The sequence below is a fragment of the Thalassovita mangrovi genome, assembly GCF_009857745.1.
In the GTDB taxonomy this organism is placed as follows: domain Bacteria; phylum Pseudomonadota; class Alphaproteobacteria; order Rhodobacterales; family Rhodobacteraceae; genus Thalassobius; species Thalassobius mangrovi.
Genome location: NZ_WWEN01000001.1, coordinates 245146 through 268940, shown reverse-complemented (window position 1 = coordinate 268940; position 23795 = coordinate 245146). Strand labels below are relative to the sequence as shown.

Below are 23795 nucleotides of genomic sequence, written 5' to 3'. Positions count from 1 at the left end.
ATGACCGATCGCCCCGAACTGCGCGCCAAGGATGCGCCCGACCTGAATGCCTTCGACTGGGCCGACCCGTTCAAGTTCGACGCTCAGCTGAGCGAAGACGAACGGATGATCCGCGACAGCGCCCATGCCTATTGCCAGGAAAAGCTGCAGCCGCGCGTGCTGAAGGCTTTCGAGGAAGAACAGACCGATCCGGAGATCTTCCGCGAAATGGGTGAAATGGGCCTCTTGGGCGTCACCGTGCCGGAACAATACGGCGGCATCGGCGCGGGCTATGTGTCCTACGGCTTGGTCGCGCGCGAGGTCGAGCGGGTCGATAGCGGCTACCGGTCGATGATGTCGGTGCAATCGAGCCTGGTGATGTACCCGATCTATGCTTATGGCAGCGAAGAACAGCGGCAGAAATACCTGCCGAAACTGGCCAGCGGCGAATGGATCGGCTGTTTCGGCCTGACCGAACCCGATGCCGGTTCGGACCCGGCGGGCATGAAAACCCGCGCCACCAAGACCGAAAACGGTTACGTGCTGACCGGGTCGAAGATGTGGATTTCCAACAGCCCGATCGCCGATGTTTTCGTCGTCTGGGCCAAGTCGGATGCGCATGGCGGCAAGATCCGCGGTTTCGTGCTGGAAAAAGGCATGAAGGGGCTGAGCGCACCGAAAATCCAGAACAAGATGAGCCTGCGCGCCTCGATCACCGGGGAAATCGTGCTGGACAACGTGGAAGTCGGCGAAGACGCTTTGCTGCCCTTTGTCGAGGGTCTGAAAGGTCCGTTCGGCTGTCTGAACCGGGCGCGCTACGGCATCAGCTGGGGCGTTCTGGGCGCGGCCGAATTCTGCTGGCATGCGGCGCGGCAATACGGTTTGGACCGGCACCAGTTCAAGCGGCCGCTGGCGCAGACGCAGCTGTATCAGAAGAAGCTGGCCGATATGCAGACCGAAATCGCGCTTGGCCTGCAGGCATCGCTGCAAGTGGGCCGCCTGATGGACAAGGCCGAAGCGGCGCCGGAGATGATCAGCATCGTCAAGCGCAACAACTGCGGCAAGGCGCTGGATATCGCGCGGATGTCGCGTGACATGCATGGCGGCAACGGCATCAGCCTGGAATTCGGCGTCATCCGCCACATGGTGAACCTGGAAACCGTGAACACCTATGAGGGCGCGCATGACGTTCACGCGCTGATCCTCGGCCGGGCGCAGACCGGGCTGCAGGCGTTCTTCTGAGGAATGAAGGGCAGGGGGCGCGGTTGCGACCGCGCCCCCTGCCAATGCTCGTCAAAACGGGCCCAAGGTCAGCGCATTTCGAACAGTTCCTGGTGGAAGCGCTTGTCCACATCCATGCCTTGTGCGGCGAAATCGGCGCGCAGGCTCTTGCCGAAGCCGCTTGGTCCGCAGAACCACAGGCTGGCCTCGCTCCAGCCCGGCACGGCTTCGCGGATGCGTTCCGCGCCAAGAAAGCCGTCGCGTTCATCGATCAGCACATGCAGCCGGACATTCGCGGCGCGCGCATCGGCGGCGATGCGTTCCAGCGCAGCCTCGTCGATTTCGCGCGTCGAATGGAACAGATCGATTTCCGGGCACGGGGCATCGGGATCGGCGATCGCCATTTCCTTGAGCCGGGCCAGGAACGGCGTGATGCCGATGCCCGCGCCGACCCAGATTTGCCGCGGCAGCCCGTCATCGAAGGTGAAGCAGCCATAGGGGCCTTCGACCTTCACCTGCTGCCCGATCTGCAGCTTTTCAGCGAGATCCGAGGTATGATCGCCCAGTTCCTTGGTGACGAAGGCGATCTTGGGATCGATGGGATTCCAGGCCGAGGCGATGGTATAGGGATGCGCGCCCTCGAACCGGTTCGAGGTCACGAAGGCGAATTGCCCGGCCTTGTGCCCGGGCCAACCGGTGCCGATCCTGATTTCGGTTTCGAGAGAACGGACACCGGGATATTCATGCATGGCGGTGATTTCGCCGGTGACCCGGCGCTTGTAACCGATGGCGCCGACCAGAGAAACCAGCGCGCCATAGCTGCCCGCGATCATCAGCAGTGCCAAGACGATCCCGAGCGGCGTGACCCACATGTCATAATCGACCAGGATCACGCTGTGAAACACCAGGGCGAGATAGGACAACGGCAGAACGCGGTGGCTATAGCGGAACAGCCGGTAGGGGACCAATTTCACCAGCGCGATCACCAGCAGGATCACCACCGCATAGAAGGCGATTTCGCCCAGTTCCTCGGCGGTGCCGCGAAACGACCCGAGATAGGCGCGCACCGGATCGGTGATTTCCGGGCGCGGACCGCGCTGTGGCCGTTCCAGCAGACCGGCACCGACGGCCCATTTCGGCGCTTCTGACCACAGCCAGTGAAAGATCGAAAGCCCAAGCGCCCCGATGCCGATCCATTTATGAAGCCGGTACATCTTGTCGAGCCCGTCAAGGCGGGCCTCAAGCCAGCGCGAGCGCAGCGACAGGATCATCGCCACGCTCATCGCGGCGATGGCAAGAACGCCGGACCACTGCATGATGAACTGGCGAAGCGCAAATACGCCCGAGGCCGAGAATATGTCGAAGTTCAGGACGAGCCAGAGCGCGCCGATCGCGATCCAAAAACCCCAGAAAATTCTTAAATTGGTCCGCGTCATGATCTTTCCTTTCCCAACCGGCGAAGGCGGATGTCGATATGCTAACGCCGATTATACGCGCGGGTTCAGGGATTTCGTCGCGGTCAAAGTCTTTTCGTTGGGTCAGTTTCGTCTCATCCGACAAACAGGCGGCTGTGAAAGGGACGTTCAATTTGACCGGCCACGTCGATGCTTGACTGGAATGGCAGGTGGCCAAAATAACGGTCTCAGTAGAAACGGGGCGAGCGCAGACAATGGCGTTGGCTGCCCGGATACGTAATTCGCATAATCGGTATTATGTTAATATTATGTTGTGGTGAGAGGGCGAGGATTTTATAAATCCTCAATATTTATCAAATCCCTGCCGATAAGTGCTCAGGCCGGGCTTTGCGCCCGGCCTTTTCACGTTACACCGCTTCCAATGCGATGGCGATGCCCTGGCCCACGCCGATGCACATCGTCGACAGCGACCGCTTGCCGCCATTCAGCTTCATCTCCAGCGCCGCCGTTCCGGTGATCCGCGCGCCCGACATGCCCAACGGATGGCCCAGCGAAATCGCGCCGCCGTTCGGGTTCACCCGCGGATCGTCATCGGCAACGCCCAGATCGCGCAACGTGGCGAGCCCCTGGCACGCGAACGCCTCGTTCAGCTCGATCACGTCGAAATCGCTTTGGCTCAGACCCAGCCGCGCCATCAGTTTCTTCGAGGCCGGCGCCGGACCGATCCCCATGATCCGCGGCGGAACGCCGGCCGTGGCGCCGCCCAGAATACGTGCAATCGGCGTAAGCCCATGTTTCTTAATGGCGTCTTCGCTGGCGATGATCAGCGCGGCGGCGCCGTCATTGACGCCGCTGGCATTGCCTGCGGTGACAGAACCGCCATCGCGGAACGGCGCGCGCAGCTTGCCCAAGGCCTCGATCGTGGTTGCGGGACGCGGATGTTCGTCGGTATCCACGACGATCGGATCGCCCTTGCGCTGTGGGATGGTCACAGGCGTGATTTCCCGGCTCAGACGACCGTTTTCCTGCGCGATGCCGGCTTTCTGCTGCGACCGGACCGCAAAAAGGTCTTGATCTTCGCGGCTTACGTTGAATTCCTCAACCACGTTTTCAGCGGTTTCCGGCATTGAGTCGACGCCATATTGCGCCTTCATCAGCGGATTGATGAAGCGCCAGCCGATGGTGGTGTCATAGATCGCGTTGGCGCGTGAAAACGCGCTTTCCGCCTTGGGCATCACGAAGGGCGCGCGCGACATGCTTTCAACGCCGCCCGCGACGATCAGGTCGGCTTCGCCCGCCTTGATCGCACGCGCGGCGGTGATCACTGCGTCCATCCCCGATCCGCACAGACGGTTCACGGTGCTGCCCGGAACGCAATCCGGAAAACCCGCCAATAACAGTGACATACGGGCCACGTTTCGATTGTCTTCACCGGCCTGGTTGGCGCAGCCCAGGATCACTTCCTCGATCGCGGCAAGGTCCATTGCGGGGTTGCGCTCGGCCAGCGCCCTCAGTGGGATCGCGCCCAGGTCGTCGGCCCGCACCGAGGCCAGAGACCCGCCGAAACGGCCAATGGGCGTGCGGATATAATCGCAGATATAGACGTCTTTCATCAGGTCAGCTCCGGTGTGATGAGATCCCCGACCGCGCCGTCTGTATGCAGCGGCGCGCCGGTCAGGGATTGCAGGTTATCCATTGAAATATCGGGGATTTTTTCGCGCAGGACGAAATGGCCGTCTTCGATGTCGACCACCGCCAGCGAGCTATAGATGCGGGTCACGCAGCCAACGCCTGTCAGTGGGAAGGAACAACGCTCGACCAGTTTCGGCTTGCCGTCCTTGGTGGTGTGTTCGGTGACCACGGCCACGCGCCCTGCCCCATGCACCAGGTCCATCGCGCCACCCACCGCCGGAATGCCCGACGTTCCGATGCGCCAGTTGGCCAGGTCGCCGTTCTGTGCCACCTGGTAGGCGCCGAGGATCGCCACGTCCAGATGGCCGCCGCGCACCATGGCGAAACTGTCGGTATGGTGGAAGATCGAGGCCCCGGGATTGAGCGTCACCGCCTTCTTGCCCGCGTTGATCAGGTCCCAGTCTTCTTCGCCCTCGGGCGGCGCTTCGCCGAAGCCGAGGATGCCGTTTTCGCTGTGATAGATCACGTCGCGGCCTTCGGGCGGGTATTTGGCGACCATTTCCGGGAAGCCGATGCCCAGATTGACGTAAGCACCGTCTTCGATGTCCTGCGCCGCGCGCCAGGCGATCTGCGCGTTGGTCAGTTTCTGCCAGCTCATCAATGCACCTCCCCGGCGCGGATCAGGTCTTCTTCCTGTTGCGGATTGGGCACCTCGACGATGCCGCTGACGAAGATGCCTGGCGTGATCACATCGACCGGATCGATCCCGCCCAGCGGCACCGCGCTGCTGACCTGTGCGATGGCGGTGTCGGCGGCCATGCACATGGTCGGGTTGAAGTTGCGCGCCGCCAACCGGTACGTCAGGTTGCCATGCGGATCGCCCAGTTCCGCCTTGATGAGGGCGAAGTCGGCCTTCAGCCAGCGTTCCATCACATAAGGTTTGCCGTCGAATTCCTGGATCTGCTTGCCCTCGGCAAGGTCGGTGCCATAGCCGGTCGGCGTGAAGAAGGCAGGAATGCCAGCGCCGGCGGCGCGGATGCGTTCCGACAGCGTGCCCTGCGGCACCAGTTCCAGTTCAAGTTCGCCGGACAGGTATTTGTTCGCAAAGGATTCATGATCCTTGGTGCGCGGATAGGAACAGATGATTTTCCGCACCATCCCGGCATCGATCATCGCCGAGATTCCGATCTTTCCGGTACCGGCATTGTTGTTCACCACCGTCAGGTTCCCGGGCGATCCGGTAGCGCGGTAGCGGTCGATCAGCGCGTGGATCAGCTCGATCGGCGCGCCCGATCCGCCGAAACCGCCGATCATCAAAACGGCCCCGTCGGGAATGCCCGAAACCGCCTCGGCCAGGCTTGCAATGGTCTTGTCCATGAACTCCTCCGTATCCTCCGCAATTTAGATAGGACAGAATGGCGCTTGCCCTAAGGGTTTTGTGCGAATAGTGATTTTTGTTCATATCCCGTCCGAAAATGTGCGCATGATGAACAAAACCACCGATCACATCCATTCCCTCGCCAAGGGGCTGCGGGTGCTGGAATGTTTCCGCGCCGATGCCCCGCGCCTGTCGATTTCGCAGGTGGCGCAGGACACCGGGCTGGACCGGGCCACCGCGCGGCGCTGCCTATTGACGCTGCATGCCGAAGGTTATGCCGATTACGACGGCAAGTATTTCACCCTGACGCCGCGGGTTTTACGGCTGGGCATGGGGGCGATCGCGTCGCTTCCCTTGCCGCAGATCGTACAACCCTGGCTTGATCAGCTGACCGAACAGATCGGCGAAAGCGTTTCGGTGTCGATCCTCGATGGTACCGAAATCGTCTACCTGGCGCGGGCGGCGCAGAAACGGGTGATGTCGATCGGTCTGATGCCGGGATCGCGGCTGCCGGCGCATTGCACCTCGATGGGGCGGGTGTTGCTGGCCGCCCTGCCCATCGACCAGGCCCGCGCCATTATCGACGCGTCGGACCTGACGCCGCGCAGCCCGCGCAGCCTGACCGATCCGGATGACATCATGGCCGAAATCGCAAAGGTGCGCGACCAGGGCTATGCATTGAACGATCAGGAAATCGAAACCGGGCTGCGGTCGCTGGCGGTGCCGCTGCGCGACGGGCGCGGCACGACGGTGGCGGCGCTGAACACCGGCATGGCGGCGACACATGGCGATCCGCAACAGGTGGTGGAGCAGTATCTGCCAGCGCTCAGGAAGGTGCAGACCGGGCTGAGCCGGGTGCTCTGACCCCCGCAGACCCGCCCGCCCGCAGGCCCATGCGGATGAACGGATGCATATCACTGAATTCAATTTTTGATTGCATTCCCGCTGCGGATTTAAATATATAGCTTTGCGTCTGTCGACAGAATAACAAAGTTTCAGATAATGTATGTTTTATTGCATTATTTGCTCGTCAGAAGGTCGAACGCGCAATACGGGCGAACCGGCAAGAAGAGGATGGGATGGCATTTACCCAATATCTGAAAGCGATCACCAATGCGCAAAGCATCGGCGAGCTTTGGGATATGCATACCCGGAAAATGGCCGAATATGGGTTCGACCGTCTGATCTATGGGTTCACGCGCTACCGGCACAACACGTCGTTCGGCGATCCCGAAGATTGCATCGTGCTGACCAATCACAAACCCTCCTACACGGATGTGTTCATCGGCGAAGGTCTGTATTTTCAGGCGCCGATGACGAAGTGGGTTCTGGAAAACGAAGGCGCCTGCAGTTGGAACATCCTGCAGAAGATGATGGCAAGCGAAACGCTGAGCGACAGCGAACGCCGGGTGATCGACTTCAACATCTCGCAGAACGTGCTGGCGGGATACACGATCAGCTTCAAGTCCATTTCACCGCGCTCTAAGGGGGTGATCGGGCTGACCGCCCAGGCCGATATCAGCCAGCAAGAGATCGACAAGCTCTGGGCGGAACACGGCGACGACATCGTGTTGATGAACAATATCGCGCATCTCAAGATCATGACCCTACCCCATATCGGCACCGGCCGCAGCCTGACCAAACGGCAGAAAGAAGTGCTGGAATGGGTCGGCGACGGAAAAACCACCCAGGATATTGCGCTGCTGATGGGGCTGACCCCGGCAACGGTGGAAAAGCATCTGCGCCTTGCGCGCGAAGCGCTGAACGTGGAAACGACCGCGCAGGCGGTTCTGAAGGCGGCGCTGAAGAACCAGATGTTCATCTTTGAGGTTTGATCGAACGTTTGAAAAGGGTCAGGGCTTGGGGATCCGCCCTGCCCCAGGCGGGCTGATCAACCGAGGATGACAGCAGCGAAATAGGCATTTCGCTGAAAGTTGCGGCTGAACGACATTTTTTAAAACATATCTTAGCCGCTATCGACACTCCCATTCATTAAAGTTAAAAATGGGCATTAGAGTTGTTTTTACATGGCCGGACTCGCCTGCTTTTTTGGCGCGTGGAGCCGGAATAATGGGGATGGGATGAGCCTCAGGAAGTATCTGAAAGCGATGACCAATGCGCAAAGCATTGAAGAGCTTTGGGATATGCATACTCGGAAGATGGCCGAGTATGGTTTCGACCGGCTGCTCTATGGCTATACCCGTTATCGTAGCGGCACCTCCCTGGGAGATCCCGAGGACTTTATCGTCCTGACCAATCATTCCCCGGCCTATACCGACGTCTTCATGGGGGAAGGTCTGTATTTTCACGCCCCGATGGTGAAATGGGTTCTGGATAACGAAGGCGCCTGCAGTTGGAACATCCTGCCGAAGATGATGGAAAGCGGTACTCTGAGCGAAGCCGAGCGCCGGGTGGTCGACTTCAATCTGTCTTTGGATGTACGGGCTGGCTACACCGTCAGTTTCAAATCGATCTCACCGCGGTCCAAGGGGGCGATCGCGCTGACGGCGCAGGCCGATATCTGCCAGGATGACGTCGATGCACTGTGGGAGCGGCATGGCGACGATCTCATCGTGATGAACAATGTGGCCCATCTGAAGATCATGACCCTGCCCTACTCGGGAGCCGGCCGCAGTCTTACCAAGCGCCAGCGCGAGGCACTGGAGTGGGTGGGCGACGGCAAGACCATGCAGGATATCGCGCTGCTGATGGGGCTGACGCCCGCTACAGTCGAAAAACATCTGCGCCTTGCGCGCGAAGCGCTGAATGTGGAAACAACCGCACAAGCGGTTCTGAAAGCTGCGTTACAGAACCAGATGTTCGTGATCGAAGTCTAAACGCCTCAAAAAATAATAAAATTCAATAATTTACCGGACACTATCCGAAAAGGTAGGGAATCCCTTACTTTTTTATCCGACGGTAAAAGTGCACACTTAAAGCGTTCCGTGAGTGGTGGCTTTAGCCAGGGAACAATCGGATAGGAACCTTGCGATTCCAGGGCTCTTCTTTCCGACCGGTCCTACCGGACGCTGGCTTGCGGTCAATATAGTCGGACCGTAAGTCAGCACTGGATGCGCCCCTTCTCATCCCCAATCTTGAGGGGCGCATCCGATATTTGGAGCGGTGCCTTGAAAAAGGCACCGCTCTTTTTTGTGCCGCCTCGAAATGCGGGCCGCCTCACCACCGGACGCTCCGGGCAGCGCGCATAAAAAAACGCCCCGCCGTATGGCAGGGCGTTTCGATTCTTTCGCAGATCGCTGGGATCAGCCCTGAACGACCTTGGCCACTTCAGCTGCGAAATCTTCTTCTTTCTTCTCGATCCCCTCGCCCACTTCCAGGCGCACGAAACCGGTGATTTCGACGCCGGCTTCCTTGGCGGCGGCTTCGACGGTCAGGTCGGGGTTCACGACGAAAGCCTGGCCCAGCAGGGTGCTTTCGGCGATGAATTTCTTCATCCGGCCTTCGATCATCTTCTCGATCACCTGCTCGGGCTTGCCCGATTCACGCGCGATGTCGATCTGGATCGAACGTTCCTTTTCGACGATCGCCGGGTCCATGTCGGCTTCGCCCAGAGCGGCCGGGTTGGCGGCTGCGATGTGCATCGCGACCTGCTTGCCGAACTCTTCGTTGTCACCCGACAGCGCGACCAGAACGCCGATCTTGCCCATGCCGCCGGCAACGGCGTTGTGGACATAGGACACCACGTTGGCACCTTCGACCGACGCCATGCGGCGCACGCCCATGTTTTCGCCGATGGTGGCGATCTTGTCGGTCAGGGTGTCGGCAACGGTCTTGCCGCCCAGATCGGCCGCGACCAGAGCTTCGACATCGGCCACGTTCAGCGCCGCACCGGCGATGGCTTTGACCATTTCCTGGAATTCGGCGTTCTTGGCGACGAAGTCGGTTTCGGAGTTCACCTCGACCGCAACACCCTTGCCGCCTTCGACGGCAACAGCCACCAGGCCCTCGGCCGCGGTGCGGCCCGATTTCTTGGCCGCGGTGGCCAGACCCTTGGTGCGCAGCCAGTCGATTGCGGCTTCCATGTCGCCGTCGGTTTCGGTCAGCGCTTTTTTCGCATCCATCATGCCCGCGCCGGTCGCGACGCGCAGCTCTTTCACCTGTGCAGCAGTGATCGCCATGATTGGCTCTCCTCGGAATAAGTATTGTAGGTCCCGGGGCGGGAAATAGCCCGCGCCCGGTATCAGTTTCGTGACAGAAGCTTAGGCTTCGGCCGCTTCTTCAGCAGCTTCCTCGACCGGGGCCTCTTCCAGGGCGCCCAGGTCGACGCCAGCCGCGTCCATCTGTGCCGACATGCCGTCCAGAGCGGCGCGGCTGACCAGATCGCAATACAGCGAGATCGCGCGCGATGCGTCGTCGTTGCCGGGGATGATATAGTCAACGCCGTCGGGCGAGCAGTTGGTATCGACCACGGCCACAACCGGGATGCCCAGCTTGTTGGCTTCGGCGATTGCCAGCGATTCTTTCTTGACGTCGATCACGAACAGCAGGTCCGGAACGCCGCCCATGTCGCGGATACCGCCCAGCGAAGCCTGCAGCTTCTGCTGGTCGCGTTCCATGTTCAGGCGTTCTTTCTTGGTCAGGCCTTCCGCGCCCGACTGCAGCTGCTCGTCGATGGTCTTCAGACGGTTGATCGACTGCGAAACGGTCTGCCAGTTGGTCAGGGTGCCGCCCAGCCAGCGGTGGTTCATGTAGTACTGCGCGCATTTCTCGGCGGCTTCCGCGACCGGGGCCGAAGCCTGACGCTTGGTGCCGACGAACAGAACCCGGCCGCCCTTGGCGACGGTGTCACGAACGGCTTTCAGGGCCTGGTCCAGCATCGGAACGGTCTGGGTCAGGTCCAGGATGTGGATGCCGTTGCGCGAGCCATAGATGAACTCGCCCATGCGGGGATTCCAGCGTTGGGTTTGGTGACCAAAGTGAACGCCAGCTTCGAGCAGCTGACGCAGAGTGAATTCAGGAAGCGCCATGTCCATTTTCCTTTTCCGGTTTGCGCCTGAGCGGGGCTTTTAGGGCATTCGCCCAACCGGTGGACCGTTACGGGATGTCTCCCCGCAAGGACCAACCCCGCCTGTGAAGTGAGCGCGCGTTTAAGGGATATTCGCGGCCTTGGCAACCCCCGAGCGCCGCAATTGCGGGGTTAGACGCGCAAAATACCCGCCAAATCGTGACTTCCCCCCCTCTTAGGGGATTCCCGATGGCCCCGGCCTGTCGCCTGCGCAATCCTTTTGCGGGCCTTTAGCCATGGTTGCAATAGGCTCTTGAAGCGTCGCATTTTTCAGTGTCAAAGCGATGCCATGACGATTTCCCCGAATATCTTATGCATCGGATCGGTCCTGTGGGACGTGATCGGCCGCTCGGCCACCGAAATGCGGCAAGGCCAGGACATGCCGGGCCGGATCGAACGGTTGCCCGGCGGCGTCGCGATGAATATCGCCGTCACCCTGGGCCGGTTCGGGATGACGCCCTCGGTGCTGACCGCCATCGGCCACGATGCCGAGGGCGACGAATTGCTGGCAGCCTGCGCCGGGCTCGGTGTCGATACGCGCCATGTCTACCGGTCCCACGACCTACCCACCGACCGTTACCTGGCGGTCGAGGGCGCCAACGGGCTGATCGCGGCGATTGCCGACGCGCATTCGCTGGAAGCGGCGGGCATCAATATCCTGCACCCGCTGATCGAAGGCCCGCTGGGCAGCCATGACAGCCCCTACGAGGGACCGATCGCGCTGGACGGCAACCTGACGGTGTCGCTACTGGAAGAAATCGCCACCCACGCCGCCTTCGCCCGCGCCGACCTGCGCGTGGCCCCGGCCTCGCCGGGCAAGGCCGATCGGCTGCTGCCCTTCCTGCGCCATCCCCGCGCGGTGCTTTACGTCAACCTCGAAGAGGCCGGCATCCTGTGCCGAACAACCTTCGACAACGCCGCCGATGCCGCGCAGGCGCTGCTGCGTCACGGTGCGGCGCGGGCGCTGGTCACCGATGGCGGCAGGTCCGCCTGCGACGCCAGCGCCGAGGGCGTGGTGGTTGCCGCGCCGCCCGCGGTGCATGTGTCCCGCGTCACCGGCGCGGGCGATACGTTCATGGCGGCCCATATGGCCGCCGAAACCCGAGGCGCGGCCCGCGAACAGGCGCTGGACCGCGCGCTCGCCGCCGCCGCCGCCTATGTTTCCGGAGCAAAACCGCAATGACCTACGCCCCGATCCTGTCCCCCGAAGTCGCCGAAGCCAAGGCCGAGGGCCGCCCGATGGTGGCGCTGGAAAGCACCATCATCACCCATGGCATGCCCTATCCGCAGAACCTGGAAACCGCCCGCCGGGTCGAGGACGAGGTCCGCGCCGCCGGCGCCACACCGGCCACCATCGCGGTGATCGGCGGGCAATTGCATGCCGGTCTGACCGATGAACAGCTCGAAGCGCTGGCCCAGGCGCAGGGCGTGGCCAAGCTCAGCCGCGCCGACCTGGCCGCCTGCATGGCCTCGGGCGGCACCGGTGCCACCACCGTGGCGGCGACCATGATCGGCGCGCACCTGGCCGGGATCAAGGTCTTCGCCACCGGCGGCATCGGTGGCGTGCACAAGGGCGCCGAGGACAGTTTCGACATCTCCGCCGACCTGCGCGAATTGTCGGAAACCCCGGTCACCGTGGTGGCCGCCGGGGCCAAGGCGATCCTCGATCTGCCAAAAACGCTGGAAGTGCTGGAAACCTACGGCGTGCCGGTCATCGCCTATGGGCAGGACGCCTTCCCGGCCTTCTGGTCCGCCGTCTCGGACCTGCCCGCGCCTCTGCGGATGGACAGCGCTTCCGAAATCGCCGCCGCGCACAAGATGCGCGCGCAGCTGGGCCTGCCCGGCGGTCAGCTGATCGCCAATCCGATCCCGGCCGAGGCAGAGATCGCGCAATCGGTGATGGGCCCGATCATCGCCCAGGCCACCGGCGAAGCCACGGCGCAGGGCATCACCGGCAAGCAGGTGACGCCCTTCCTGCTGCAACGGATCTTCGAGCTGACCGAGGGCCGATCGCTCGACGCAAACATCGCGCTGGTGCTGAACAACGCCCGGCTGGCCGCCGCGATCGCCCGCGAATTGGGCTGAGGGTGAAATAACCGGCGCGGCGGCGCATCACAGTCATTGTGACGGGTCCTCAAAGCGCCTATCTAGACGCTGTCGCTTACGAAACCTTCGCGGGACCAGACAGATATGAACACGCCGTTCACCCCAGAAACCCCGCCCCGCCGTCCGGGGCTGTTCGCCCGGCTGCGTTCCAGCTTCCTGACCGGGATCGTGGTGATCGCGCCGGTGGGCCTGACCATCTGGTTCCTGTGGAGCTTCGCGGGCTGGGTCGACGGTGTCGTGCTGCCGCTGGTGCCTGAACGGTTCCAGCCGGAACAATATATCGGCATCAACCTGCGCGGCGTCGGCATCGTCTTCTTCCTGTTCTTCACCATCCTGGTGGGCTGGATCGCCAAGGGGCTGATGGGCCGCTCGCTGATCCGCTTCGCGGAATCGCTGGTCGAACGGATGCCGGTGGTGCGCTCGATCTATTCCGGGGTGAAGCAGATCGCCGAAACCGTCTTCGCCCAGTCCGAACGCAGCTTCGAGAAAGCCTGCATGGTGGAATATCCGCGCAAGGGAATCTGGGCCATCGGCTTCGTCTCGACCGAAGCCAAGGGAGAGGTGGCGACCCGCGCCGGTTACCCCGATGACGAGGATCTGCTCAGCGTCTTCGTGCCGACCACGCCGAACCCGACCTCGGGCTTCCTGCTCTATTTCCCGCGCGCCGACGTGATCGAGCTGGACATGACCGTCGAAGACGCCGCCAAGCTGGTGATCTCGGCCGGGCTGGTCTATCCCAACCCCAAGAAACCGGCCCAGGCGGCGGACAAGAAATCCAAGCCCGCGACCTGACCCGCGCGGACCGCCCGCCCGGATTTCTCCCACCAGTCCTTCTTCTGTTCATAAATATCCTGGGGGTGAATTGGCCTGAAAGGCCAAGAGGGGGCAAAGCCCCCTCCCCTTTTTCCAAATCGAACTCAAGTCGAATTCAGATCAAAGCGCGGTCCAGCCGCCATCGACGCTGATCGTGGTGCCGGTGATCTGCGCCGCCGCGTCCGAACACAGGAATACGGTGGTGCCGCCCAGCTGTTCCACGGTGGCGAATTCGCGGCTCGGCTGGCGTTCCAGCATCACCTTCTTGATCACCTCTTCGCGACCCATGCCGTATTTTTCCATCGTGTCGGGGATCTGCGCCTCGACCAGCGGGGTCAGCACGTAGCCCGGGCAGATCGCGTTGGCGGTGATCGGCTCCTCCGCGGTTTCCAGCGCCGTCACCTTGGTCAGCCCCACGACGCCGTGCTTGGCCGCGACATAGGCCGATTTGAAGGGCGAAGCGGTCAGCCCGTGGGCGGACGCGATATTGACCACCCTGCCCCAGCCCGCGGCGCGCATCACCGGCAAGGCGGCGGCGGTGGTGTGGAAGGCCGAGGACATGTTGATCGCGACGATCGCGTCCCATTTTTCGACCGGAAAGTCGTCGATCGGCGCCACGTGCTGGATACCGGCATTGTTGACCAGGATATCGCAGGCCCCGGCCTTTTCGATCAGCGCCCGGCAATCGGCCGCCTTCGACATGTCGGCGGCGATATAACGCGCGGTGACGCCGAATTCGGTCCCAAGCGCCTCTGCCAGCGCGTGATCTTCATCCCGGTCGGTGAAGGAATTGAGCACGATATTAGCGCCCGCCCGCGCCAGTTCCCGCGCCACGCCCAGCCCGATCCCGGAATTCGACCCGGTCACCACGGCGGTTTTTCCCTGCAATGTCATGGAGCTCTCCTCTGCCCGATTGTGCGGGCGCAGAATATCCAATGCCGGGGGGATTGCGAGTCAGGAGAAATACGCAAAAAAAACGCCGGCACGAAGCCGGCGTTAAGTTATTGAGGCAGGTTTCATACAGGCAAGAAACCTATCGAGCAGTGACTCCTTTATAAGCAATCAAGCGCCACCTTCCAAGCTAAAAAATTGAATTGGCCTGAATCCCCCCCTAGGCTAAGTCCAAAGAAAATAAAGGCAGAGTAGGATTGTTGCCGCAATGAGATCAGAGATTTTCCGATCCTTGACACGGGTCATGGGGGCCGCGGCGCTTGTTTTATTGGGGTCCCACGCGCAGGCCGGTCCCAGTCACGGAATCGCGATGTATGGCGAACCGGCGCTGCCGGCTGATTTCAGCGCATTGCCCTATGTCAACCCGCAGGCGCCCAAAGGAGGCCGCCTGGTCGAGGGAACGACGGGCGGATTCGATTCGCTGAACCCGTTCATCCGCAAGGGAACGGTTCCCTGGTTACAGAGATTCCTGAGTTACGAATCGCTTATGGGCCGGAATTGGGACGAACCTTTTTCGCTCTACGGGTTGCTGGCGGAATCGATCGAGGTGCCAGAGGACCGCTCCTGGGTCGCATTCACCCTGCGCCCCGAAGCGCGGTTTTCCGACGGCAGCCCGGTCACGGTCGAGGACGTGATCTGGTCCTATGAAACGCTCGGGCGCTCGGGGCATCCGCGCTATCTTGGATTTCACAACAAGATCGACAAGATCGAACAGACCGGGCCGCGATCGCTGAAGATCAGCTTCAACGTCGAAGACCGTGAACTGGCGCTGATCGCCGGGCTGCGCCCGATCCTGAAAAAGGCGCAATGGGAAGGCCGGGATTTCGCCAACTCCAGCCTGCAGGACATCCCCATCGGTTCGGCCCCCTATGTGGTGGGAGACTATGAACAGGGCCGCTTCGTCACCTTCCGCCGCAATCCCGATTACTGGGGCAAGGACCTGCCTTTGCGACGCGGGGTCGCCAATCTCGATGAAATCCGGCTGGAGTTCTTCGGCGACGAATCCGTGCTGTTCGAAGCCTTCAAGGCCGGCATCCTGACCGCGCAGCGGGAATTCAACGCGGAAAAATGGGCGTCGCAATATGATTTCCCCGCTGTGTCTTCCGGCGCGGTGGTGAAATCGGAAATCGAAAACCGCCGCCCCACCGGCATGACCGGCTTCGCGATGAATACCCGCAAGGCGCTTTTTTCCGACTGGAGGGTGCGCGAAGCGCTGCTGCTGGCGTTCAATTTCCCCTATATCAACGCCACCCTGACCGGCGGGCGGCAGGCGCGCATCACCTCCTATTTCGCCAATTCCGAACTGGGCATGCGTCCGGGACCCGCGACCGGCAAGGTGCGCGATCTGTTGTTACCGTTCGAAGCCGATTTGCTGCCCGGCACGCTGGAAGGCCCCGAATTGCCCAAGGGCGACGAGGCCGCGCGCAACCGCCGCGACCTGCGCCGCGCGGTCGAATTGCTGGACCAGGCGGGCTGGTCGGTGCGCGACGGGCAGCTGGTCAATGCCGACGGAACCGCCTTTCGCTTCGAGGTGATGCTGCGCCAGGGCGATCGCGGCGGCCAGGCGGCGATGGAAATCTACCGGGCGGCGCTGCAACGGCTGGGGATCGACATGTCGATCGCCACGGTCGACAACGCCCAATACGCCACCCGTGAACGCGCGCTCGATTTCGACATGATCCGCCTCCGCCGCGATCTGTCGCTCAGCCCCGGCAACGAACAGCGCTATTACTGGGGCTCTGCGGGCGCCGACCTGGACGGCACCCGCAACCTGGCGGGCGTCAAGAACCCGGCCATCGACGCGATGATCGACACCATGCTGACGGCGCGCAGCAGCGATGATTTCACCGCCGCGACACGCGCGCTCGACCGGTTGCTGACGGCCGGGCGTTATGTAATCCCGATCTGGGGCTTCGGCCCCGACCGCATCGCCCATTCAAAGGCGTTGCATTTTCCGGCCAACACACCGATCTATGGCGCACGGCTGACCTGGATGCCGGATGTCTGGTGGTACGAGGAATGAACCGATGAAGAAACTAACCCTTGTTTTGCTGATCGCAACCCTGGCCAGCTGCGCCACGGTCGATGGGATCGGCCAGGATATCTCGGGCGGCGCGCGCCGGGTTCAGACCTGGTTCTGAGCTTCTTCTGTTCAGAAATATCCCCGCCGGAGGCAAGCCCGAGGCGGCGGCCGCAGGCCAGAGCCGAGACAAACATGCGTGCGCCCCTTGGGGCGCAGCCTTTCTCGCAATGATGCCACGCTCCGCGCGTCAGCCCTTCGCCAGGTAGGTTTCGAACGCCGCCAAGGTATGTTCGGACACGTGGTGTTCGATCCCTTCGGCATCCATCTCGGCCACCTCTTCGGGCACGCCGACCGCGACCAGGAAGGCCACGACGGTTCTGTGCCGGTCGCGCACCCGGTCGGCCAGCGCGGCCCCTTGCTCGGTCAGGAACACGCCGCGATAGGGGCGCGACGTCGCCAACCCCTCGCGCTTGAGCCGCGCCACCGCCTTGGTCGCCGTCGGCTGCGCCACCCCCATCCGTTCGGCGATATCGGCCACCCGCGCTTCGCCCAGCTCGGTGTGGAGATCGCCGATCATCTCGACATAATCTTCCAGCAAGGCAACCGACTGCGCCTCGCGGGCGCGGGCGAAACGGTCGGCTTGTTCCTGAGCGGGGATCGGGGTGTCCGGCATTGATCTGACGTCCTTTGGTCGGAATGGGAAGACTTTATAGCCATGGCTTATCAATTTCACCAGCAGGAAATCCCCTGCGACAAGTCGAGGCAATTTCAGTTTTCCGATTGCAGGAAATATAGCAATGGCTATAAATCGGCGCAAAGTGAATGCAAGCCCGAATCCGCCATGCAGAACCTCACCCAAAAGACCCGTAGCGGTATCTCCGCCGTCCTCAGCGGCGAACGCCGCGGCTGGCGCAGCAAGCTGCTGTTCGCCGGACCGGCGATCATCGCCTCGGTCGCCTATATGGACCCGGGCAATTACGCCACCAATATCCAGGCCGGGGCCGGTTACGGCTATACCCTGCTGTGGGTGGTGCTGCTGGCCAACCTGATCGCGATGCTGTTCCAGGCGCTGTCTGCGCGGCTGGGCATCGTCACCGGCAAGAACCTGGCCGAGCTGTCGCGCGACAATTTCCCCAAACCGGTGGTCTGGATCATGTGGGCGATCAGCGAAGTGGCCGCGATGGCCACCGACCTGGCCGAATTCCTTGGCGGTGCGATCGGGCTGGCGCTGCTGTTCAACCTGCCGCTGATGGTCGGCATGGTGATCACCGCCATCGTGACCTACGCGATCCTGATTTTCGAACGCCAAGGGTTCCGCCCGATGGAAATGATCATCGGCGCCATGGTCGGGGTGATCGGGCTGTGTTACCTGGCCGAACTGCTGATCGCCCCGGTCGACTGGGGCGCGGCCGGGATGGGCATGATGCAGCCCGCCCTGCCCGATGCCGCCGCGCTGACCATCGCCGTCGGCATTATCGGCGCCACCGTGATGCCGCACGCGATCTACCTGCATTCGGGTCTGACCCAGTCGCGCGCCGAGATCCGCCACGACGAGGACCGCCGCAAGGTGCTGCGCTTTTCCAATGTCGAGGTGGTGCTGGCGCTGGCGGTGGCCGGGATGGTCAACATGGCGATGGTGATGATGGCGGCCAGCGCCTTCCACCAGGGCCATGCGGAGGTGGCCGAGATCGAAACCGCCTATCACACCCTGACGCCGCTGCTGGGCGCGGCGGCGGCGGCGATGTTCCTGACCTCGCTGATCGCCTCGGGCATATCCAGTTCCGTCGTCGGCACCATGGCCGGTCAGATGATCATGCAGGGTTTCCTGCATGTCCGGGTGCCGATCTGGCTGCGCCGCCTGGTGACGATGGTTCCGGCCTTTGCCGTTGTCGGCATGGGCGTCAACGCCACCGAGGCGCTGGTGATGAGCCAGGTGGTGCTGTCCATCGCCCTGCCGGTGCCGATGATCGCGCTGATCATCTTTTCCTCGCGGCGCGACATCATGGGCGATTTCATCGCCGGGCCGCTGATCCGCGTGCTGGCCGCCCTGGGGGCCTGCGCCGTGCTGGGGCTGAATTTCGTGCTGCTGGCGGAAGCCTTCGGCGTCCCGATCCCGTTCCTCGCCGGCTAGGCGGGGATCACGCCAGCGAGGTCACCCACAGGATGGTGGCGTCGTCTTCGCTGACCGACACCACGTTGTGGCCCATGGTGGCATCGTAATAGGCGCTGTCGCCGCGGCGCATCTCGACCGGTTCGTAGAATTCGGTGTAAAGCCGGATCACCCCGGTCAGCACATACAGGAACTCCTCGCCGTCATGGCGCACCCAGCCGTCGAATTCCTCCATGCTGCGGGCGCGCACCCGGGCGCGATAGGGCAGCATCTGCTTCTTGGTCAGGCCGGAGGACAGCAATTCATGCTCATAGGTGGCGGTGGCCTGCGCCACGCCTTCGTCGGATCGGGTCACGGTCATCCGGCCGTTGACCTTTTCGCGCATCGGCGGGGTGAACAGCTGCGGCACCGAAATTTCCAGCCCCGTCGCCAACTTCTTCAGTGCCTCGTAGGTGGGCGACATCTGGCCGTTTTCGATCTTCGACAGGGTCGAGCGCGCCAGCCCGGCCTGATTGGCGGCCTGTTCCAGCGTCAGACCGCGCGATTTGCGCAGCTCGCGCACCCGTTCGGGCAGGTCGAGAGGTTCCGGCGCGATCTCCGGCCCGGTTTCGCGGGCGATGCGGATCAGGGATTTGGGGTCGCGGTTTTGGTTCATGCCCCTTCATAGCAGCGCCGCGATTTCTTGCAACGGGGGCGCGGCTTGCGTAGATCATGCTCATGGAAGCGATATTCGATGACGGCGCGCCCGCGCCCTGCCCCGCCCCGTTCAACATGGCCGCCCATGTGCTGGCCCATGCCGATGCCCTGCCGGACAAGATCGCGCTGGCGGTGCTGTCGCCGACCCGGTCGGATCGTTGGAGCTACGCCAAGCTGAAATCGGCCGTTCTGGGCACCGCGACGGGGCTTAAGCAGGCGGGGTTCAAACCGGGCGACATCCTGCTGATGCGGCTGGGCAATACCGTCGAGTTCCCGATCGCCTACCTGGCGGCGATCGCCGCCGGGATGGTGCCGGTGCCGACCTCGTCGATGCTGACCGCGCCGGAAGTGGCCAAGATGGTGGCGCAGCTGTCGCCCGCCGGTATCCTGCGCGATCAGGATGTGGCCTGCCCGGATGACACCGGGTTGCCGGTGATCGGCACCGACGACCTGCTGAAAATGCGCGACCTGCCGCCGTCTGAGTATGACATGGGCGATCCGGACCGGCTGGCCTATATCATCTACACCTCGGGCACTTCGGGCAACCCGCGCGCGGTCTGCCATGCGCACCGGGCGATCTGGGCCCGGCGGATGATGCACCAGGGCTGGTACGGGCTGGGCCCCGACGACCGGCTGCTGCATGCGGGCGCGTTCAACTGGACCTTCACCCTGGGCACCGGGCTGATGGACCCGTGGTCGGTCGGCGCCACCGCGCTGATCCCCGCCAAGGACGTGCCGATCGAGGCGCTGCCGCTGCTGCTGAAACGCCATGACGCGACGATTTTTGCAGCGGCCCCCGGGGTTTACCGCAAGCTTCTCAATCACCATGACACGCTCGACCTGCCCAAGCTGCGCCACGGGCTGGCCGCCGGGGAAAAGCTATCCGAGGCGCTGCGGCGCCGCTGGGCCGAGGCCACCGGCGGAAAGCAGATATTCGAGGCCTACGGCATGTCGGAATGTTCCACCTTCATCTCCGCCAGCCCGGCCAGTCCTGCAACGGGCGGATCGCTGGGCCAGCCGCAACAGGGCCGCCGCATCGCCATCCTCGGCCCCGACGGGCCGGTTGCGCGCGGCGAGGAAGGCGTCATCGCCATCGACCGCCGCGATCCCGGGCTGATGCTGGGCTATTATGGCGCCGAAGACGAAACCAGGGCCCGGTTCCAGGGCGATTGGTTCCTGACCGGCGATCATGGCGTGATGCGTGAAGACGGGCAGATCGATTATGCCGGGCGCGGCGACGACATGATGAACGCGGGCGGCTACCGGGTGTCGCCGCTGGAGGTGGAAACCGCGCTGCATCACTGCCCCGGCATCCGCGAAATCGGCGTGACGGATGTGGAGATCAAACCCGACACATACATCATCGTGGCCTTCTACACCTCGGACGCGCCGCTGGACGAGGCCGCGCTGAACGGTTTCGCACAGGACAACCTGGCCCGCTACAAGCAGCCGCGCGCCTGGGTGCGGCTGGACCATCTGCCGACCAATCCCAACGGCAAGCTGTCGCGCAAGGCGCTCAAATCGCTGTTTCCAGGCTGATCGAGAGGGGGGACGCGATCGCACGATCGCGTCACAAGCGGGCGTGCGCCCGCTTGCCCTTCCATCCCGCCCGGTTTCGCCCTAGGTAGACGGCTGAACGAAAGGAACCCGATGATGGAAAAAGCGGTCAAGCTCGACATCCTGTCCGACCCGATCTGCCCCTGGTGCTATATCGGCAAGACCTATCTCGACCGGGCGCTGGAACAGCGGCCGGACCATCCTTTCGTGATCGAATGGCATCCGTTCCAGCTGAACCCCGACATGCCGCGCGAAGGCATCGACCGGCGCGCCTATCTGGAGGCCAAGTTCGGCGGCAAGGAACAGGCCGTTCAGGCCTATCTGCCGGTGGTCGAACACGCCGAACAGGCCGGGCTGAAGATCAATTTCGACGCCATCGCCCGCACCCCCAACACCCTGGACGCGCATCGGCTGATCCGCTGGGCCGGGATCGAGGGGCGGCAGACCGCCATCGTGTCGTCGCTGTTCCGGGCCTATTTCCAGGACGGGCGCGATATCGGCGACCGTGACACGCTGGCCGATATCGCCGACAGCTGCGGCATGGACGCCGCGATGGTGCGCCGCTTGCTGGCCACCGATGCCGATGAACAGGACATCCGCGACCGCGACGCCGCGGCGCGGCAGATGGGGGTGAATTCGGTGCCCACCTTCATCGTCGCCAGCCAGCACGCTGTGCCCGGCGCCCAGGCCACCGATCTGTGGCTGAAGGTGATCGACGAAATCATGGCGACCGAAGACTGACGAGCGGCCATCTGCCCGCCGCGGGCTGAGCTGAGCGCATGGCGGATATGCGCCAGCGTATACCGTGTTTCCCCTGTCTGGCCTTTCCCCGGGGCGCATGTTAGCGGCTGACAGCCGTCACCAGTTCAGGTTGCACATGTCAAGATCCGCCCCGTTGTCCCGTGCCGAATTCATCGCGCTTCTGGCGATGCTGTTCGCCACCGTCGCCTTTTCCATCGATTCGATGCTGCCCGCCCTGCCCGAGATCGCGGCGCAGCTCAGCCCGGACAATGTGAACCGCGCGCAGCTGGTGCTGACCAGCTTCGTTCTTGGCATGGGGGTCGGCACCTTCTTCACCGGGCCGCTGTCGGACCGGTTCGGACGCAAGCCGGTGATCCTGGTGGGGACCGGGCTTTATATCACCGGCGCTTTCCTGGCCTATATCGCGCAGGGGCTGGAACTGGTGCTGGCGGCGCGGGTGATCCAGGGGCTGGGGGCTGCGGCGCCGCGCGTGGTCGGTCTGGCCATCGTGCGTGACCTTTATTCGGGGCGCGAAATGGCGCGGATCATGTCCTTCGCGATGATGGTGTTCACGCTGGTGCCCGCGGTGGCGCCGCTGATGGGGTCGTGGATCATCGCGCTGTCGGACTGGCGCGGGATCTTCATCGCCTTCATCCTGTTCGCGCTGTTTTCGTCGGGCTGGCTGGCGCTGCGGCAATCCGAAACCCTTCCCCCCGAATCCCGCCGACCGCTGCATCTGGGCACGCTTTGGGCCTCGGTGAAGGAAATGTTTTCCCATCCCACCGTGCGCTATTCGATCATGGCGCAAACCCTGTGTTTCGCGCTGCTTTTCATGGCGATCAGCCTGATCCAGCCGATCTTCTTCGACGTGTTCGGCAAGGGCGACAGCTTCCCCTACTGGTTCGCCGGGATGGCGCTGGTGTCGGGATCGGCCAGCCTGCTGAATGCCGCGCTGGTGATGCGGTTCGGCATGCGGTCGCTGGCATCGCTTGCGCTCGGGGTGCAGGTGGGCCTGTCACTCGCGATGACCGCGATCTGGCTGGTCGGGCTGCGTGGCGATCCGATGTTCTATGTCTTCCTGTTCTGGATGACCTCGGTGTTTTTCCAGACCGGGCTGACCTTGGGCAACCTCAACGCCATCACGATGGAACCGCTGGGCCATATCGCGGGCACCGCGGCCAGCGTCAGCGGCGGCGTGGCCACGGTGATCGGCGCGGGCATCGCGGCACCGGTGGGGCTGGCCTTCAATGGCACGCCGCTGCCGCTGTCGATCGGCATCGCGGTCGCGGCGGCGATTGCCTGGGGCGCGCTGCAATATATGCGCAGGCTCGAGGATCGCGGCTTCGCTTGATACCAGCCGCGTCGCTGCGCTGCGGCAGAAAATCGGCCGCGAGCTTTGCATCTGCAGCATTCCCGCTTTGCGTCCAGCGATATGGACGGATCGGCTTGCCTGTGCCAAATTTAGGTCATGAAAGCTGACCAAATATCATCGCCGCATTACACCGTATTGGAAGACCTGCAGGGCCTGTTCCTCAGCACGGTCCAATGCGCCCTTGGCATCCATGTGCTGCGCGCCGCGGGTCTGGTGACCGGCGGCACGGCGGGGCTGGCGCTGCTGCTGTCCTATTGGGGCGGCTGGGGCTTCGGGCCGGTGTTCTTCCTTGTCAACCTGCCGTTCTATTTCTTCGCCTACTTCAAGCGCGGCTTCGTCTTCACGCTGAAAAGCTTCGTCACCGTCACCGCCGTGTCCCTGCTGGCCGATGCCCTGCCGCCGCTGCTGCCGCTGGGCGCGGTACCGGCCTGGGTGTCCGCCATCCTGTTCGGGGTGGTCGCGGGGGTTGGCCTGCTGGGTCTGTTTCGTCACAGCGCCAGCCTGGGCGGGGTGTCGATCGTGGCGGTCATCCTGCAGGATTGGCTGGGCATCCGTGCCGGTCTGGTCCTGCTGGGCTGGGACCTGAGCCTGTTCGCCCTGTCGCTGCTGGTGCTGGCGCCGCCTTTGGTGGTCTGGTCGCTGCTGGGGGCGCTGATCCTGAACTTCGTGATCGCGGTGAACCACCGGCGCGACTGGTACGTGGTCAGCTGAGACGCGAAGGCAGGCTTGACCGCCCCGAACGGCCGTAGGAAACAGGACCATCCCCTGTCCTGCG

The 23795-nt window shown here is 63.0% G+C and carries 23 protein-coding genes; 14 read left to right on the top strand and 9 right to left on the bottom strand.

All coding sequences use genetic code 11. From position 1 onward, the window contains the following. Positions 1–1221, top strand: coding sequence for an acyl-CoA dehydrogenase (locus GR167_RS01300; protein ID WP_160971631.1), 1221 nt, complete (start codon positions 1–3; stop codon positions 1219–1221). Positions 1222–1289: 68 nt separating this feature from the next. Here GR167_RS01300 and GR167_RS01295 read toward each other — a convergent pair whose 3' ends face one another. The 4 genes from GR167_RS01295 to GR167_RS01280 all read right to left on the bottom strand — a co-directional run bounded on the left by GR167_RS01295 (position 1290) and on the right by GR167_RS01280 (position 5624). Next, positions 1290–2636, bottom strand: coding sequence for a ferredoxin reductase family protein (locus tag GR167_RS01295; protein WP_160971630.1), 1347 nt, complete (start codon positions 2634–2636; stop codon positions 1290–1292). Positions 2637–3022: 386 nt separating this feature from the next. Next, positions 3023–4228, bottom strand: coding sequence for a 3-oxoadipyl-CoA thiolase (pcaF, locus tag GR167_RS01290; RefSeq protein ID WP_160971629.1), 1206 nt, complete (start codon positions 4226–4228; stop codon positions 3023–3025). Further along, positions 4228–4905 carry a 3-oxoacid CoA-transferase subunit B gene (locus GR167_RS01285; RefSeq protein WP_160971628.1) on the bottom strand — a complete coding sequence of 226 codons (678 nt, stop codon included), beginning with the start codon at positions 4903–4905 and terminating at the stop codon, positions 4228–4230. The genes pcaF and GR167_RS01285 overlap by 1 nt, the downstream gene beginning before the upstream one ends. Then, positions 4905–5624 carry a 3-oxoacid CoA-transferase subunit A gene (locus GR167_RS01280; protein WP_160971627.1) on the bottom strand — a complete coding sequence of 240 codons (720 nt, stop codon included), beginning with the start codon at positions 5622–5624 and terminating at the stop codon, positions 4905–4907. Before GR167_RS01280 ends, GR167_RS01285 begins: the two co-directional genes overlap by 1 nt. Positions 5625–5730: 106 nt before the next feature. Here GR167_RS01280 and GR167_RS01275 point away from each other — a divergent pair, with 106 nt between their 5' ends. The 3 genes from GR167_RS01275 (at position 5731) to GR167_RS01265 (ending at position 8462) form a co-directional block, all read left to right on the top strand. Next, on the top strand, positions 5731–6489 hold the full coding sequence (locus GR167_RS01275) for an IclR family transcriptional regulator domain-containing protein (RefSeq protein ID WP_160971626.1): 759 nt from the start codon (positions 5731–5733) through the stop codon (positions 6487–6489). 215 nt (positions 6490–6704) lie between these two features. Beyond that, positions 6705–7460 (top strand): helix-turn-helix transcriptional regulator, encoded by a 756-nt coding sequence (locus GR167_RS01270; RefSeq protein ID WP_160971625.1) that lies wholly within the window; start codon positions 6705–6707, stop codon positions 7458–7460. Between the two features lie 246 nt (positions 7461–7706). Further along, positions 7707–8462 carry a helix-turn-helix transcriptional regulator gene (locus GR167_RS01265; protein ID WP_160971730.1) on the top strand — a complete coding sequence of 252 codons (756 nt, stop codon included), beginning with the start codon at positions 7707–7709 and terminating at the stop codon, positions 8460–8462. Positions 8463–8888: 426 nt separating this feature from the next. Here the strand turns inward: GR167_RS01265 and tsf are convergent, their stop codons facing one another. Then, a complete protein-coding gene (gene tsf / locus GR167_RS01260) occupies positions 8889–9764 on the bottom strand; it encodes a translation elongation factor Ts (protein ID WP_160971624.1) in 876 nt (291 codons plus the stop codon). 81 nt (positions 9765–9845) lie between these two features. Continuing rightward, on the bottom strand, positions 9846–10613 hold the full coding sequence (gene rpsB, locus GR167_RS01255) for a 30S ribosomal protein S2 (RefSeq protein ID WP_160971623.1): 768 nt from the start codon (positions 10611–10613) through the stop codon (positions 9846–9848). Between the two features lie 327 nt (positions 10614–10940). Between rpsB and GR167_RS01250 the strand changes: the two genes are divergently transcribed. The 3 genes from GR167_RS01250 to GR167_RS01240 all read left to right on the top strand — a co-directional run bounded on the left by GR167_RS01250 (position 10941) and on the right by GR167_RS01240 (position 13549). Further along, a complete protein-coding gene (locus GR167_RS01250) occupies positions 10941–11834 on the top strand; it encodes a PfkB family carbohydrate kinase (RefSeq protein ID WP_160971622.1) in 894 nt (297 codons plus the stop codon). Continuing rightward, positions 11831–12736, top strand: a complete 906-nt coding sequence (locus GR167_RS01245) for a pseudouridine-5'-phosphate glycosidase (protein WP_160971621.1) — start codon at positions 11831–11833, stop codon at positions 12734–12736. Before GR167_RS01250 ends, GR167_RS01245 begins: the two co-directional genes overlap by 4 nt. 105 nt (positions 12737–12841) lie before the next feature. After that, entirely contained in the window at positions 12842–13549 is a 708-nt protein-coding gene (locus GR167_RS01240; protein ID WP_160971620.1) for a DUF502 domain-containing protein, read from the top strand. A 141-nt stretch (positions 13550–13690) separates the two neighbouring features. Here GR167_RS01240 and GR167_RS01235 read toward each other — a convergent pair whose 3' ends face one another. After that, the gene (locus GR167_RS01235) at positions 13691–14464 is read right to left on the bottom strand and encodes a 3-hydroxybutyrate dehydrogenase (protein WP_160971619.1); all 774 of its coding nucleotides are present in this window, start codon (positions 14462–14464) and stop codon (positions 13691–13693) included. Between the two features lie 265 nt (positions 14465–14729). Here GR167_RS01235 and GR167_RS01230 point away from each other — a divergent pair, with 265 nt between their 5' ends. Both GR167_RS01230 and GR167_RS01225 read left to right on the top strand, forming a co-directional pair. Continuing rightward, complete coding sequence (locus GR167_RS01230) at positions 14730–16544, top strand: extracellular solute-binding protein (protein ID WP_160971618.1); 1815 nt, start codon at positions 14730–14732, stop codon at positions 16542–16544. Positions 16545–16548: 4 nt separating this feature from the next. Continuing rightward, on the top strand, positions 16549–16662 hold the full coding sequence (locus GR167_RS01225; protein ID WP_160971617.1) for an entericidin EcnA/B family protein: 114 nt from the start codon (positions 16549–16551) through the stop codon (positions 16660–16662). A gap of 129 nt (positions 16663–16791) precedes the next feature. Here GR167_RS01225 and mntR read toward each other — a convergent pair whose 3' ends face one another. Next, positions 16792–17217, bottom strand: a complete 426-nt coding sequence (mntR, locus tag GR167_RS01220) for a manganese-binding transcriptional regulator MntR (RefSeq protein WP_160971616.1) — start codon at positions 17215–17217, stop codon at positions 16792–16794. A 168-nt stretch (positions 17218–17385) separates the two neighbouring features. Between mntR and GR167_RS01215 the strand changes: the two genes are divergently transcribed. Further along, positions 17386–18675: an Nramp family divalent metal transporter gene (locus GR167_RS01215; RefSeq protein WP_160971615.1), complete on the top strand. Its 1290-nt coding sequence runs from the start codon at positions 17386–17388 to the stop codon at positions 18673–18675. A 7-nt stretch (positions 18676–18682) separates the two neighbouring features. Here GR167_RS01215 and GR167_RS01210 read toward each other — a convergent pair whose 3' ends face one another. Beyond that, a complete protein-coding gene (locus GR167_RS01210; RefSeq protein WP_160971614.1) occupies positions 18683–19309 on the bottom strand; it encodes a helix-turn-helix domain-containing protein in 627 nt (208 codons plus the stop codon). 62 nt (positions 19310–19371) lie between these two features. On the opposite strand from GR167_RS01210, the gene GR167_RS01205 reads away from it, so the two are divergent. The 4 genes from GR167_RS01205 to GR167_RS01190 all read left to right on the top strand — a co-directional run bounded on the left by GR167_RS01205 (position 19372) and on the right by GR167_RS01190 (position 23731). Continuing rightward, positions 19372–20889: a class I adenylate-forming enzyme family protein gene (locus tag GR167_RS01205; protein ID WP_160971613.1), complete on the top strand. Its 1518-nt coding sequence runs from the start codon at positions 19372–19374 to the stop codon at positions 20887–20889. Between the two features lie 114 nt (positions 20890–21003). Then, a complete protein-coding gene (locus GR167_RS01200) occupies positions 21004–21648 on the top strand; it encodes a DsbA family oxidoreductase (protein ID WP_160971612.1) in 645 nt (214 codons plus the stop codon). 136 nt (positions 21649–21784) lie between these two features. Then, on the top strand, positions 21785–22999 hold the full coding sequence (locus tag GR167_RS01195) for a multidrug effflux MFS transporter (RefSeq protein WP_160971611.1): 1215 nt from the start codon (positions 21785–21787) through the stop codon (positions 22997–22999). A 117-nt stretch (positions 23000–23116) separates the two neighbouring features. Further along, on the top strand, positions 23117–23731 hold the full coding sequence (locus GR167_RS01190; protein WP_160971610.1) for a YitT family protein: 615 nt from the start codon (positions 23117–23119) through the stop codon (positions 23729–23731). Positions 23732–23795: the final 64 nt, after the last annotated feature.

What these genes read in the sequence shown, in the direction of transcription:
- GR167_RS01280 (WP_160971627.1), bottom strand. Translation starts at nt 5,624, where the DNA reads ATGGACAAGACCATTGCAAGCCTGGCCGAGGCGGTTTCGGGCATTCCC.
- GR167_RS01230 (WP_160971618.1), top strand. Translation starts at nt 14,730, where the DNA reads ATGAGATCAGAGATTTTCCGATCCTTGACACGGGTCATGGGGGCCGCG.
- GR167_RS01215 (WP_160971615.1), top strand. Translation starts at nt 17,386, where the DNA reads ATGCAGAACCTCACCCAAAAGACCCGTAGCGGTATCTCCGCCGTCCTC.
- rpsB (WP_160971623.1), bottom strand. Translation starts at nt 10,613, where the DNA reads ATGGCGCTTCCTGAATTCACTCTGCGTCAGCTGCTCGAAGCTGGCGTT.
- GR167_RS01205 (WP_160971613.1), top strand. Translation starts at nt 19,372, where the DNA reads ATGGAAGCGATATTCGATGACGGCGCGCCCGCGCCCTGCCCCGCCCCG.
- GR167_RS01275 (WP_160971626.1), top strand. Translation starts at nt 5,731, where the DNA reads ATGATGAACAAAACCACCGATCACATCCATTCCCTCGCCAAGGGGCTG.
- GR167_RS01295 (WP_160971630.1), bottom strand. Translation starts at nt 2,636, where the DNA reads ATGACGCGGACCAATTTAAGAATTTTCTGGGGTTTTTGGATCGCGATC.
- GR167_RS01195 (WP_160971611.1), top strand. Translation starts at nt 21,785, where the DNA reads ATGTCAAGATCCGCCCCGTTGTCCCGTGCCGAATTCATCGCGCTTCTG.
- GR167_RS01225 (WP_160971617.1), top strand. Translation starts at nt 16,549, where the DNA reads ATGAAGAAACTAACCCTTGTTTTGCTGATCGCAACCCTGGCCAGCTGC.
- pcaF (WP_160971629.1), bottom strand. Translation starts at nt 4,228, where the DNA reads ATGAAAGACGTCTATATCTGCGATTATATCCGCACGCCCATTGGCCGT.
- GR167_RS01270 (WP_160971625.1), top strand. Translation starts at nt 6,705, where the DNA reads ATGGCATTTACCCAATATCTGAAAGCGATCACCAATGCGCAAAGCATC.
- GR167_RS01200 (WP_160971612.1), top strand. Translation starts at nt 21,004, where the DNA reads ATGGAAAAAGCGGTCAAGCTCGACATCCTGTCCGACCCGATCTGCCCC.
- GR167_RS01300 (WP_160971631.1), top strand. Translation starts at nt 1, where the DNA reads ATGACCGATCGCCCCGAACTGCGCGCCAAGGATGCGCCCGACCTGAAT.
- mntR (WP_160971616.1), bottom strand. Translation starts at nt 17,217, where the DNA reads ATGCCGGACACCCCGATCCCCGCTCAGGAACAAGCCGACCGTTTCGCC.
- GR167_RS01190 (WP_160971610.1), top strand. Translation starts at nt 23,117, where the DNA reads ATGAAAGCTGACCAAATATCATCGCCGCATTACACCGTATTGGAAGAC.
- GR167_RS01245 (WP_160971621.1), top strand. Translation starts at nt 11,831, where the DNA reads ATGACCTACGCCCCGATCCTGTCCCCCGAAGTCGCCGAAGCCAAGGCC.
- GR167_RS01250 (WP_160971622.1), top strand. Translation starts at nt 10,941, where the DNA reads ATGACGATTTCCCCGAATATCTTATGCATCGGATCGGTCCTGTGGGAC.
- GR167_RS01210 (WP_160971614.1), bottom strand. Translation starts at nt 19,309, where the DNA reads ATGAACCAAAACCGCGACCCCAAATCCCTGATCCGCATCGCCCGCGAA.
- GR167_RS01235 (WP_160971619.1), bottom strand. Translation starts at nt 14,464, where the DNA reads ATGACATTGCAGGGAAAAACCGCCGTGGTGACCGGGTCGAATTCCGGG.
- GR167_RS01285 (WP_160971628.1), bottom strand. Translation starts at nt 4,905, where the DNA reads ATGAGCTGGCAGAAACTGACCAACGCGCAGATCGCCTGGCGCGCGGCG.
- tsf (WP_160971624.1), bottom strand. Translation starts at nt 9,764, where the DNA reads ATGGCGATCACTGCTGCACAGGTGAAAGAGCTGCGCGTCGCGACCGGC.
- GR167_RS01240 (WP_160971620.1), top strand. Translation starts at nt 12,842, where the DNA reads ATGAACACGCCGTTCACCCCAGAAACCCCGCCCCGCCGTCCGGGGCTG.
- GR167_RS01265 (WP_160971730.1), top strand. Translation starts at nt 7,707, where the DNA reads ATGAGCCTCAGGAAGTATCTGAAAGCGATGACCAATGCGCAAAGCATT.